Genomic DNA, 12,755 nt, shown 5'->3' on the forward strand with positions numbered 1-12,755 from the left:
CCCGCCCGAACGGAGCAGCAGTGCACGCGATCGGTGTGAGCACCTGGGTCTGGACGTCGCCGCTGCGCGACGCGACGCTCGCCGAACTGGCCACCCGCGCGGCCGGCTGGGGGTTCGACGTGCTCGAACTCCCGGTGGAGGAGGTCGGCGACTGGGACCCGGCGCAGGCCGCGCGGGTGCTGGCGGACCACGGGCTCGCCGCCACCGTGTGCCTGGTGATGCCGCCGGGCCGGGAGCTGGTGGCGGCGGACCCCGCGACCGTCGCCACCACCCAGGACTACCTCCGGCGGGTCGTGGACATCGCGGTGGAGGTCGGTTCGCCGGTCATCGCCGGCCCGGCCTACGCCTCGGTCGGCCGCACGTGGCGCATGTCGCAGCGGCAGCGGCACGACGCGCTGGCCGAGCTGCGCGACAACCTGGCACCGGTGGTCGAGCACGCCCGCGCGGCGGGCGTCCGGGTCGCCGTCGAACCGCTCAACCGCTACGAGACCAGCCTGCTCAACACGATCGGGCAGACCCTCGCGGCGCTGGACGGCCTGCCCGCCGACGGGTGCGGCGTCGCGGTCGACGTCTACCACCAGAACATCGAGGAGAAGCACGTCGGCGACGCGATCCGGTCGGCCCGGGGCCGGATCGCGCACGTCCAGGTGTGCGGCAACGACCGCGGCACGCCCGGCGACGACCACCTCGACTGGCCCGACGTCCTCGCCGCGCTCGCCGAGGCCGGCTACACCGGCCCGCTGTGCATCGAGTCGTTCACCGGCGAGAACGCGAGCATCGCGACCGCCGCGTCCGTCTGGCGCCCGCTCGCGCGGACCCAGGACGCGCTCGCCGTGGACGGGCTGGCGTTCCTCAGGGAGGAGGTGATCGGCACCGGCTGACCGGCGTCACCCACCACTCACCGGCGCCGGCACGCCGGGCGGAACAGAAAGCGTGTGGAGGATCGTGAGAGCCCCTGTTGTCCGCTTGCGCACCGTCTTCGCCCTGGTGCTGGCATCCCTCGTCGTGGTCGGCTTGCTGCCGGCGACCGCGACGGCGCACCCCGGCCACGACGCGCCGGCCGAGTTCCGAGCCCTGCTGTTCACCAAGACCGCCGCGGGCGCCTACCGGCATGACTCGATCCCGGCCGGTGTCGCGATGGTCGAGAAGCTCGCCGCGGAGCACCACTTCGAGGTGGTGCACAGCGAGGACGCCACCCAGTTCACCGACGCGAACCTGGCCGGTTTCGACGTCGTCGTCATGCTCCAGAACGGCGGCATGGTCTGGGACACCGACGCCCAACGCGAGGCCGTGAAGAAGTTCGTCAACGACGGCGGCGGCATCGTCGCCATCCACAACGCGACGGACATGAACATCGAGTCGTCGTTCCCGTGGTGGGACGACTTCGTCAACGGCGGCGCGCACATGACCGCGCACTCCGCCAACGGCCTCACCGCCACCTCCTACCAGGTGGACGAGGTGCACGAGTCGACCAGGCACCTGCCGGACCGCTGGCGCAAGGCCGAGGAGTGGTACAACTTCAAGCCGAGCATGCGCGGCAAGGTGCACCCGCTGGTCGAGGTGGACGAGAAGACCTACGACCCGGGCTCCGAGGCCATGGGCCACGACCACCCGATCAGCTGGTGCCGTGACGCCGAGGGCGGCCGGGTGTGGGCGACCGGCATGGGCCACAACGCCGCCGACTACACCGAGCCGGACTTCGTCGCCCACGTGCTGGGCGGCATCCGCACCGCCGCCGGCGTCGTGTCCTCCGACTGCGGCGCGACCGTCGACGCCAGTTTCGAGAAGGTGACCCTGGACGACGCCACCCGCGCGCCGACCACGCTGGACATCGCGCCGGACGGCCGCGTGTTCTACACCGAGCTGCTCGGTGAGATCCGCGTGCACGACCCGGCCACCGGCGCCACCTCCACGGCGCTGTCCCTGCCCGTCTACAGCGGTGGCGAGGACGGCCTGGTGTCGCTGGCCCTGGCGCCGGACTTCGCCACCAGCAACCACCTGTACGCGTACTACTCGCCGTCGGGCACGGCCGAGGTCAACCGGGTCTCGCGGTTCACCGTCGAGGGCGACGTGATCCGGCCCGACAGCGAGAAGGTCCTGCTGGAGATCCCGGCGTCGCGCCGCGAGGAGCCCGGTCACACCGGCGGGTACCTCGAGTTCGGGCCGAACGGGAACCTGTACATCGGCGTCGGCGACGACACCAACCCGTTCCAGTCCAGCGGGTACGCCCCGGTGGACGAGCGGCCGGGCCGCGACCTGTTCGACGCGCAGAAGACCTCGGCGAACACGAACGACCTGCGCGGCAAGATCCTGCGCGTGCACCCGGAGGCGGACGGCACCTACACCGTCCCGGCGGGCAACCTGTTCGCGCCGGGCACGGCGAAGACCCGGCCCGAGATCTACGCCATGGGCTTCCGCAACCCGTTCCGCTTCAACGTCGCCTCCGACGGCACCCTCCACCTGGCGGACTACGGCCCGGACGCGGGCGGGGACAACCCGTCGCGCGGCCCCGGCGGCATCGTCGAGTGGAACGTGGTCAAGGAGCCCGGCAACTACGGCTGGCCCTACTGCGTGGGCGACAACACCCCGTTCAACGACTTCGACTTCGCCACCAACACGTCCAAGGCGAAGTTCGACTGCGGCAACCCGGTGAACGACTCGCCGAACAACACCGGCCTGACCGCGCTGCCCGCCGCCAAGCCGGCCGTCGTGTGGTACGGCAACGGCGCCGAGGGCGACGAGTTCCCCGAGATGGGCGCCGGCGGCGAGGCCCCGATGGCCGGGCCGCGCTACGAGTTCGACCCGGACCTGGCCTCGGACGTCAAGTTCCCCGAGTACTACGACGGCAAGCCGTTCTTCTACGACTGGGCGCGCAACAAGTTCTGGACGTTCTCGCAGGACGACCAGGGCGGGCTGCTCAAGATCAACGAGTGGTTCAAGGGCGCCGCGCCGCTGGCTCCGATGGATGTGAAGTTCGGTCCGGACGGCGCGATGTACGTGGTGGAGTGGGGCGGCGGCTACGGCCGGGACAACCCGGACTCCGGCATCTACCGGATCGACTACACCCGGGGCAACCGCCGGCCGACCGCGAAGGCGACGGCCACCCCGTCCTCGGGCCGGGCGCCGCTGCCGGTCGGGTTCTCCGGCGCCGGGTCGGCCGACCCCGAAGGCGCCGAGCTGACCTACGCGTGGACCTTCGGCGACGGCGGCTCGTCCACCGAGGCCGAGCCGACCCACACCTACCGGTCGAACGGCGTGTACAACGCGCAGCTCACCGTGACCGACCCCTCGGGCAAGAGCGGCGTGACCAACGTCCAGGTGACGGTGGGCAACACCGCGCCGTCGGTGACCATGGCGTCGCCGGTCGACGGCGGGTTCTTCGACTTCGGCGACGAGGTGGCGTTCGACCTCGACATCACCGACCCGGAGGACGGGCAGCCGGACTGCTCCAAGGCGGTCCTGCAACCCGCGCTCGGCCACGAGGCGCACGCGCACCCGATCGACCAGATCAACGCCTGCGAGGGCGAGTTCGCCACCCTGGTGGACGAGGGCCACGCCGACGCGGACATCTTCTACTCCGTCGACGCCTCCTACACCGACGGCGGCGCCGGCGACCTGCCGCCGCTGGTGGGCCGCGACCTCGCGGTGATCCAGCCCAAGCACAAGCAGGCCGAGTTCCACCAGGAGTCCTCGGGCGTGCTGGTCGCGTCGGACCCGGCCGCCGAGTCGGGCAAGCGGGTCGGCGACCTCGGTGACGGCGACTGGATCGCCTTCCACCCGGTGAACCTGCACCGCATCGACCGCGTCACCGCCCGGGTGGCCTCGACGGGCTCCGGCGGCTCGATCGAGCTGCGCGAGGACTCGCCGACCGGCGAGCTGGTCGCCACCATCGCGGTGCCCGACACCGGGGGGATCGACCGGTACGCGGCCGCACCCGAGGTCGCGGTCGCCGACCCCGGCGGCACGATGAAGCTGGTCGCGGTGTTCCGCGGCCCGGCCAACCGGTTCACGCTCGACTCGTTCACGTTCATCGGCAAGGGCGTGTCGGTCAACGCCGCGCCGCACGTGGTCGTCACGGCCGACCCGGCGACCGGCACCGCGCCGTTCACCACCAGGCTCACCGCGACGGCGACCGACGCGGAGGACGACGCGCCGTTCACCTACTCGTGGGACCTCGGTGACGGCACGTCGGCGTCGGGCGCCACGGTGGAGCACACCTACGCGGCGGACGGCACGTATTACGCCTCCGTGACGGTCACCGACGCGGCCGGTCGGACCAAGAAGGTGTCCACACCGGTGCTCGTGCGCGACCCGCCGATGCCGCCCGTCACCTGCGACACGCCCGACCCGGCCCTCCCGCCGAGCGACGAGTTCGACGGCGACCGGCTCGACGGGTGCCGCTGGAACGCCGTCGTGCGACCGGACCTGGCGTCGATGCGGATGGGTGACGGCGTGCTGAGCATCGACACCCTGCCGGGCGACATCAACGGCTCGGCGAACGACGACCCGCGCAACTTCGTCCTGCAGACCGCGCCCGCGGGTGACTGGACGGTGGAGACGAGGGTGGCCGCGCCGGTGGTCGAGCAGTGGCAGCTCGCCGGGTTCATGGTGTACGGCGGCGACGACGACTACGTGAAGTTCGACGTCGTCGCGCGCAACACGCCGGGGCAGGCCGTGACGCTGGGCGCGGAGCTCGTCTCCGAGAACGACGGCTCGTTCGGCAGCGGCGGCAACCGGGCCCTCGCCATCGGCACCCCCGAGAGCGGGTGGTGGCACCTCCGGCTGAAGAAGGAGGGCAACACCTACCGCGGCGAGATCAGCGACGGCGGCACCACCTGGACGTCGATGGGCGACCCGGTGACGAACGACGTGCCGAACGCGAGGTTCGGCCTGATGGCGATCGGCCCGAGCCAGACCATGGGCCCGGTGACGGTCGACTTCGACTGGTTCCGGGTGACCGGCGTGGACACCACCGCGCCGGAGGTCACGGCGACCGTCGACCCGGCCGGACCCACCGGCGCGGACGGCTGGTGGACCGCGGCGCCGACCGTGGCGCTCGACGCGGTGGACGCCGGCTCCGGTGTGGCGAGCACCGAGTACCGGATCGACGGCGGCGACTGGCGGCCCTACACCGCGCCGTTCCCGGTGACCGGTGACGGCGCCCACGCGGTGCAGTACCGGGCCACCGACGTGCGGGGCAACAGGTCCGAACCCGGCTCGGTGTCGGTCAAGGTCGACGCGAACGCGCCGGCGGTGAAGCTCACCGGGCTGCACGACGGCGTGAGCTACGGCCACGCCGAGGACAAGGCGGTCTCCTGGCAGGGCGAGGACGCCGCGTCCGGGATCGCTTCGGTCACCGCCGCGCTCGACGGCCGGCCGATCACCTCGGGCACGGGCGTCGCCATGCACACCCTCGCGCTCGGCGCCCACACCTTGGCGCTGACCGCGACCGACAAGGCGGGCAACAAGCGCGACCTGGTGGTGTCGTTCACCGTCACGACCTCGCTGCCCGACCTGCAGGCCCTGGTCGACCGGTTCGCGGCGGAACGGCGGATCACGTCGTCCGTCGCCCGCGGACTGGACCGCGACCTGGACGACGCCCGGCGGTTGCTGTTCGATGGCAAGCCCGCCAAGGCGATCGGGGAGTTGGAGGGCTTCCGCGACGCGGTCTCCCGCAAGGTGGGCGACCGGGCCGTGCGGGACCTGCTCGTCGCCGACGCCGGGGTGGTGATCGCGGCGCTGCGGAGCCAGGCGAGCGGTAGCTGAACGCGATGGCCGGAGCCGCCGCGCTCCGGCCACCCGCGCGTGGGGGCGGTTGCCGGACCGCGCCCCCGCCCGACCGGTGCCGGGACGTCCGCGTCCCGGCACCGGTCGGTGACCGGATCTTGAGTGAGCTGGTGAAGGAGGGTGGCCAATGACGGACGAACCCACCGGGCTGTGGCTGATCGGGGCACGCGGGTCGGTCGCGACGACGGCGATGGGCGGGCTGCTCGCGCTGCGCGCGGGCCTGGCGCCGCCGACGGGCTGCGTGACCGAACGACCGGAGCTGGCCGGCGTCCCGATGCCGGGGTGGTCGGACCTGGTCGTCGGCGGTCACGACGTCGTGGACACACCTCTGGTCAAACGCGCCGAGCAGCTCGTGGACAGCGGCGTGCTGCCGCACCGCCTGCTCGGCGCGATCGTGGACGGCCTGCACGCGGCCGACGCCGAGGTCCGGCCCGGCTACCACCCGGTCACGCACCGGGGCAGCCAGGCGGAGGCGGCCCGCCGGCTGGCCGCCGACATCACCGACTTCCGCGAGCGGCACGGCCTGGCGCGGGTCGTCGTGGTCAACGTGTCCTCGACCGAACCGCCCGTGCCCGCCGCGCCCGAGCACGACGACCTGGCCGCGTTGGAGGCGGCGCTGGCCGACCCGGGGCGCGCGGTGCTGCCGCCCAGCTCGGTAGCCGCCTACGCGGCGTTGCGCGCGGGCTGCCCCTTCGTGGACTTCACCCCGTCCACCGGCATCGCGCTGCCCGCGCTGGACGAGCTGGCCCACCGGGAACGGCTGCCCTACGCGGGACGCGACGGCAAGACGGGGGAGACCCTGCTCCGGACGGTGCTCGCGCCGATGTTCACCGCGCGGGCGCTGCGGGTGCGGTCGTGGGCGGGCACGAACCTGCTCGGCGGCGGCGACGGGGCGACCCTGGAGGACCCCGAGCACGCGAACAGCAAGCTGGAGTCGAAGGCGCGCGGGCTGGCGGCGTTGCTGGGCGAGGACGTCACCGCGCCGCTGCACATCGACAACGTGCCCGACCTGGGCGAGCAGAAGACGGCGTGGGACCACGTGTCGTTCGAGGGGTTCCTCGGCGTGCCCATGTCGCTGCAGCTGACCTGGACCGGGCTGGACTCGGCGCTGGCCGCGCCGCTCGTGCTGGACCTGACCCGACTGGTCGCGGCGGCCCACGCGGCCGGCGAGGTGGGCGCGCTGGGCGCGCTCGGGTTCTTCTTCAAGGACCCGCTGGGCAGCGACGAGCACCGGTTCGCCGAGCAGACCCGGGAGCTGCACCGGTGGGCGGGTGGTCTCGCGTGAGGGCCTACGTGGAGTTGGTCCGCGCGCCGGCCGCGTTGACCGTGCTCGGCGACACCCTCGCCGGCGCCGCGGCGGCCGGGGCGCCGTTGCGGGGCAGGCGCTGGTTGCTGCCGCTGTCGTCGGTGGCGCTGTACTGGTCCGGGATGGCGCTCAACGACTGGGCCGACCGCGAGCTGGACGCGGTGGAGCGCCCGGAGCGGCCCATCCCGTCCGGCCGGGTGAGCCCCCGTGCCGCGCTGTCCGTCGCGGTCGCCCTCAGCGCGACGGGGCTCGGCCTCGCCGCGGTGGCCGGCGGGCGTGACGCGCTGGCGGTCGCGGTGCCCGTGGCGGCGGCGGTGTGGTCCTACGACACCTTGCTGAAGGACACGGCCGCCGGACCGCTGGCGATGGCCGTGTGCCGGGGGCTGGACGTGGTCCTCGGCGCGGGCCGCGAACGGGCGGTGAGCGCGCTGCCCGCCGCCGCCGTCATGGCCGGGCACACGCTCGGTGTGACGGCGCTGTCCCGCGGCGAGGTGCGGGGCACGTCCGCCGGCGCGGCGAAGGCGGTGCTCGGCGGCACGGTGGCGACGACGGTGGCGACGATCGCCCGGCCGGGGCGGACCTGGCGGCACCGGCTGGGCGCGCTCGCCGGCGCGACCGCCTACGCGGCCACGGTCGGCCGTGCCCAGTGGGCGGCGGTGCGCGACCCCGGCGCGGGCCCGGTCCGGTCGGCCACGAAGACCGGCATCCACGGCATGGTGCCGCTGCAGTGCGCCCTCGTGGCGCGAGGCGGGTCGCCGGCCGTCGCCGCCGGTCTCGCGCTGCTGCTGCCGCTGGCCCGCCGGCTCGGCCGGAAGGTGGGACCGACATGACGTTCCACCTGGGCTACGGCACCAACGGGTTCGCCAACCACCGGCTGGACGACGCGCTCGCGGTGATCGCCGACCTCGGCTACACCGGGGTGGCGCTCACGCTCGACCACCACCACCTCGACCCGTTCGCCGCGGACCTGCCGCAGCAGGTCAAGAGGGTGGCCGCGCGGCTGGACCGGCTCGGGCTGGGCGTCGTGGTGGAGACCGGCGCCCGGTTCCTGCTCGACCCCCGGCGCAAGCACCACCCGACGCTGGTCAGCGACGACCAGGAGGTCCGGCTGGACTTCCTGCGGCGGGCCGTGGAGATCGCGGCCGACCTCGGCGCCGACTGCGTGTCGTTCTGGTCCGGCATCGTGCCCGCGGGCGTGGACGACGAGGAGGCGTGGCGGCGGATGCGGTCCGGCGTCACGGCGGCGCTGGACGCCGCGGTCCGGCACGGCGTGCCCCTCGCCCTGGAACCCGAACCCGGCATGCTCGTCGAACGGCTCGACCAGGCGCTGCGGCTGCGCGCCGACCTCGGCTCGCCCGAGCTGCTCGGGATCACCCTGGACGTGGGTCACTGCGTCGCGGTCGAACCCGAGGACGCCGCCGCCTGCGTCCGCCGCGCCGGCGACCTCCTGCTCAACGTGCAGCTGGACGACATGCTGCCCGGCGTGCACGAGCACCTGGAGTTCGGCGAGGGCGAGCTGGACCTGGCGGCGACCCTCGCCGCGCTGGACGAGATCGGCTACACCGGGCTGGCCGGGGTCGAGCTGCCCCGCCACAGCCACGCCGCGCCGGACGTGGCGCGCCGGGCGATGAGCGCCCTGCGCGAGGCGACGGCCGGACCGGGACCGGAGGCGGGGAGCGCGCCGCGCGAGGCGTCGCCCGCGCCGGCGGCGGAGCACCCGTGGTTGGCGGAGGCCGAGCGCGCGGTGCGGGCCGACCCCGCGGCGATCCGGTCGCTCTTCCCCGCGGTCGGCCGGGCCGTCGGCAGGCAGGCGCTGCGCGGCGAGGCCGACCCGCTCGGCGTCGTGCACGGGACCGTGGACGACGAGGCCCGCGCCGGGCTGCTCGCCGTGCTCGCGTCGGTGACCGGCCCGCGGGAGCTGGCGGCCGAGCTGACCGGGCTCTACCGCTTCGGTGACGACGCGGAACGCCGCGGCGTCCTGCGCGCGCTCGCCTCCGTCGGGGACAAGGCGGCGGAGGCCGGTGTCGACCTCGTCAAGGACGCGTTGCGCACCAACGACACCAGGCTCGTCGCGGCGGCGCTCGGTCCGTTCGCGGCCGACCACCTCGACGCGCACGCGTGGCGGCACGGCGTGCTCAAGTGCCTGTTCCTGGGCATCCCCCTCACCGCCGTGGCCGGGCTGGACCGGCGCGCGGACGCGGAACTGCGGCGCATGGTCGGCGCGTTCGCCGACGAACGCCGCGCCGCGGGCCGCGCCGTGCCCGACGACGCGCTCGAACTGCTGAGGAGCCAGACCTGATGCGCATCTTCGACCCGCACATCCACATGACCTCACGGACGACGGACGACTACGAGGCGATGCACGCGGCGGGCGTGCGGGCGTTGGTCGAGCCCGCGTTCTGGCTGGGCCAGCCGCGCACGAGCGTCGGCTCGTTCACCGACTACTTCGACGCCCTCATCGGCTGGGAGAGGTTCCGGGCCGCGCAGTTCGGCATCCGGCACCACTGCGCCATCGCGCTCAACCCCAAGGAGGCCAACGACCCGCGCTGCGCCGAGGTGCTCGACGTGCTGCCGCGCTACCTCGCCAAGGACGGCGTGGTCGCGGTCGGGGAGATCGGCTTCGACTCGATGACCCCGGAGGAGGACGAGGCGTTCGCGCGCCAGCTGGAGCTCGCCGTGCGGCACGACCTGCCCGCGCTGGTGCACACACCGCACCGGGACAAGGCCGCCGGCACGGCGCGCACGCTCGACCTCGTCCGCGAATCGGGTCTGCCCCCCGAACGGGTGGTCGTGGACCACCTGAACGAGATGACGGTGCGCGCGGTGGCCGAGTCGGGGTGCTGGATGGGCTTCTCGATCTACCCGGACACGAAGATGGACGAGGTCAGGATGGTCGCGCTGCTGACCGAGTACGGCACGGAGCGGGTCCTGGTGAACTCCGCCGCCGACTGGGGCCGGTCCGACCCGCTCAAGACGCACAAGACGGGGGTGGCGATGCTGGCGGCCGGGTTCGACGAGGACGACGTCGACCGGGTGCTGTGGCGCAACCCGGTCGAGTTCTACGGGCAGAGCGGCCGGCTGGCGCTGGACGAGCCGGAGGCGTCGCCCACGTTCGAGGGCAACTCGATCCTGCGCGGTGGCTCGTGATCCCGGCGTACTGCACCAACGTCCACCCGGCGGAGGACCTGGCCGGCGTCGTCGCCCAACTGGACCGCTACGCCGTCCCGGTGCGGGAGGCCCTCGGCGCCGACACCCTGGCGCTGGGGCTGTGGCTGGCCGAGCCGGTCGCGCGCGGGCTCGCCGAGGACGGCGCGGCCAGGCGTCGGCTGGCGGCGGACCTGCGGGCCAGGGGCCTGGAGGTGAGCACGCTCAACGCGTTCCCGTACGGCGGGTTCCACCACGAGGTCGTCAAGCACTCGGTCTACGAGCCGACGTGGACCGACCCGCGCCGCACCGCGTACACCCTCGCGTGCGCCACCGTGCTCGCGGACCTGCTGCCCGACTCGGCCGCCTACGGCAGCATCTCCACGCTGCCCCTGGCCTGGCGCGAGCCGTGGGACGGGGACGACGACGCGCGGGCGCAGGAGGCGCTGGACACCGTGGCCCGTGCCCTGCGCGAGGATGCGGCGCGGCACGGCAGGCCGATCAGGCTGGCCGTCGAGCCGGAGCCGGGCTGCGTGCTCGACACCGTGGCCGACGCCGTCGCGTGGCTGGCCGACCGCGTGGACCACGACCACGTCGGGATCTGCCTGGACACGTGCCACCTCGCCGTGTCCTTCGCCGACCCGGTCGACGCGGTGAAGGGCATCCGCGCGACCGGGCTCTCGGTGGTCAAGGTCCAGGCTTCGGCGGCGCTGGAGGTCGCCGAGCCGGGCGCCGAGGAGGGCAGGCGGGCCATCGCCGGCTTCGTCGAGCCGCGCTACCTGCACCAGGTCCGGGAGAACACGCCCGCCGGCGTGCTCGCGGCCGACGACCTGCCCGAGGCGTTGACCGACCTGCCCGCCGCGCACCCGTGGCGGGTGCACTTCCACGTGCCCCTGCACGACCGGCCGGCCGCGCCGCTCACGTCCACCACGGACGTGCTGCTGACGGCGGTCGAGGCGGTCCGGTCGACCTCGGACGCCATGCCGCACGTCGAGGTCGAGACCTACACGTGGACCGTCCTGCCCGGCGCGGGCGACGACCTCGCCGCCGGCATCGCCGCCGAACTGCGCTGGGCATCGGAGAACCTCGGAGGAGCGTCATGAAACCGCTGGTGGTCATCGACGTCGTCGGCCTGACGCCGGCGTTGCTGCCGCACATGCCGAACCTCGCCCGCCTCGGCGAGCGGGGCTGGCGGGCCGAGCTGGGCACCGTGCTGCCCGCCGTGACGTGCAGCGCCCAGTCCACGCTGCTGACCGGGCTCACCCCGGCCGAGCACGGCATCGTCGGCAACGGCTGGTACTTCCGCGACCTGGGCGAGGTCCACCTGTGGCGGCAGCACAACCGGCTCGTGCAGGGCGAGAAGGTGTGGGAGACCGCCCGCCGCGCCCACCCCGGCTACACGGCCGCGAACGTCTGCTGGTGGTACGCGATGGGCGCGTCCACCGACGTCACGGTGACCCCGCGGCCGATCTACCACGCCGACGGCCGCAAGTCGCCCGACGCCTACGTCCGGCCGCCCGCGCTGCACGACGAGCTGGTGGGCGAGCTGGGGGAGTTCCCGCTGTTCCAGTACTGGGGACCGACCGCGACCCTGAAGTCCAGCGAGTGGATCGTCGGGGCGGCCCGCCGCGTGCTGGCGTCCCGGCGACCCGACCTGCTGCTGGTCTACGTGCCCCACCTCGACTACGACCTGCAGCGGTTCGGGCCCGACGGTCCGCAGGCCGCACGGGCGGCGGCCGACGTGGACGCCGCGCTCGCACCGCTGCTCGCCGACGCCGAAGCCGCCGGTGCGACCGTCGTGGCGCTGTCGGAGTACGGCATCACGGCGGCGCGCCGGCCCGTCGACGTCAACCGGGCGCTGCGCCGGGCCGGGCTGCTGGAGGTCTACACGCAGGCCGGCATGGAGCTGCTGGACCCGTGGGCGTCCCGCGCGTTCGCGGTGGCCGACCACCAGATCGCCCACGTCTACGTCGCCGACCCGGCCGACGTGCCGCGCGTGCGGGCCGTGCTGGCGGAGCTGCCCGGCGTGGACTCGGTGCTCGACCGCGCGGCGCAGGCCGCCGTCCACCTCGACCACGAGCGGTCGGGCGAGCTGGTCGTCGTGGCCGAACCCGACGCCTGGTTCACCTACTACTACTGGACCGACGACGACCGGGCCCCGGACTTCGCGCGCGGGGTGGAGATCCACCGCAAACCCGGCTACGACCCGGCCGAGCTGTTCTTCGACCCCCGCGACCGGCTGGCCAAGGCCAAGGCCGGGCTGAACCTGGCGCGCAAGAAGCTGGGCCTGCGCTACGCGATGAACGTCGTGCCGCTCGACCCGACGTGCGTGCTCGGCACCCACGGCAGGCTGCCCGACCGCGCCGAGGACGGCCCGGTGCTGCTGTGCTCGGACCCGGTCGTGCCGGACGCGGTCGAGCGCACCGGCCGCCTCGCCGCCACCGACGTGCGCGACCTGCTGCTGACCCTGCAAGGCCTGTCCGCGCCGGTCGCCGGAACCGGCCGATGAGCCGACCCG

General features: G+C 74.0%; 8 protein-coding genes. All 8 read left to right on the top strand.

Going from position 1 to position 12,755, the window contains the following annotated elements; genetic code table 11:
• The first annotated feature begins 20 nt into the window (after positions 1-20).
• The 8 genes from IOD16_RS13845 to IOD16_RS13880 all read left to right on the top strand — a co-directional run bounded on the left by IOD16_RS13845 (position 21) and on the right by IOD16_RS13880 (position 12,746).
• Positions 21-881, top strand: a complete 861-nt coding sequence (locus tag IOD16_RS13845) for a sugar phosphate isomerase/epimerase family protein (RefSeq protein ID WP_201440373.1) — start codon at positions 21-23, stop codon at positions 879-881.
• Positions 882-945: 64 nt separating this feature from the next.
• The gene (locus IOD16_RS13850; RefSeq protein ID WP_201440374.1) at positions 946-5,766 is read left to right on the top strand and encodes a ThuA domain-containing protein; all 4,821 of its coding nucleotides are present in this window, start codon (positions 946-948) and stop codon (positions 5,764-5,766) included.
• A gap of 148 nt (positions 5,767-5,914) precedes the next feature.
• Entirely contained in the window at positions 5,915-7,072 is a 1,158-nt protein-coding gene (locus IOD16_RS13855) for an inositol-3-phosphate synthase (protein ID WP_201440375.1), read from the top strand.
• Positions 7,069-7,923 carry an SCO3242 family prenyltransferase gene (locus IOD16_RS13860; protein ID WP_201440376.1) on the top strand — a complete coding sequence of 285 codons (855 nt, stop codon included), beginning with the start codon at positions 7,069-7,071 and terminating at the stop codon, positions 7,921-7,923. Before IOD16_RS13855 ends, IOD16_RS13860 begins: the two co-directional genes overlap by 4 nt.
• A complete protein-coding gene (locus IOD16_RS13865; RefSeq protein WP_201440377.1) occupies positions 7,920-9,392 on the top strand; it encodes an EboA domain-containing protein in 1,473 nt (490 codons plus the stop codon). Before IOD16_RS13860 ends, IOD16_RS13865 begins: the two co-directional genes overlap by 4 nt.
• Entirely contained in the window at positions 9,392-10,240 is an 849-nt protein-coding gene (locus tag IOD16_RS13870; protein WP_123741869.1) for a TatD family hydrolase, read from the top strand. The genes IOD16_RS13865 and IOD16_RS13870 overlap by 1 nt, the downstream gene beginning before the upstream one ends.
• A complete protein-coding gene (gene eboE / locus IOD16_RS13875) occupies positions 10,240-11,340 on the top strand; it encodes a metabolite traffic protein EboE (RefSeq protein WP_201441354.1) in 1,101 nt (366 codons plus the stop codon). Before IOD16_RS13870 ends, eboE begins: the two co-directional genes overlap by 1 nt.
• Positions 11,337-12,746, top strand: a complete 1,410-nt coding sequence (locus IOD16_RS13880; protein WP_201440378.1) for an alkaline phosphatase family protein — start codon at positions 11,337-11,339, stop codon at positions 12,744-12,746. Before eboE ends, IOD16_RS13880 begins: the two co-directional genes overlap by 4 nt.
• Positions 12,747-12,755: the final 9 nt, after the last annotated feature.

This window comes from Saccharothrix sp. 6-C, assembly GCF_016695385.1.
GTDB classification, from domain to species: Bacteria; Actinomycetota; Actinomycetes; order Mycobacteriales; family Pseudonocardiaceae; genus Actinosynnema; species Actinosynnema texasense.

What these genes read in the sequence shown, in the direction of transcription:
- IOD16_RS13870 (WP_123741869.1), top strand. Translation starts at nt 9,392, where the DNA reads ATGCGCATCTTCGACCCGCACATCCACATGACCTCACGGACGACGGAC.
- IOD16_RS13880 (WP_201440378.1), top strand. Translation starts at nt 11,337, where the DNA reads ATGAAACCGCTGGTGGTCATCGACGTCGTCGGCCTGACGCCGGCGTTG.
- IOD16_RS13865 (WP_201440377.1), top strand. Translation starts at nt 7,920, where the DNA reads ATGACGTTCCACCTGGGCTACGGCACCAACGGGTTCGCCAACCACCGG.
- IOD16_RS13855 (WP_201440375.1), top strand. Translation starts at nt 5,915, where the DNA reads ATGACGGACGAACCCACCGGGCTGTGGCTGATCGGGGCACGCGGGTCG.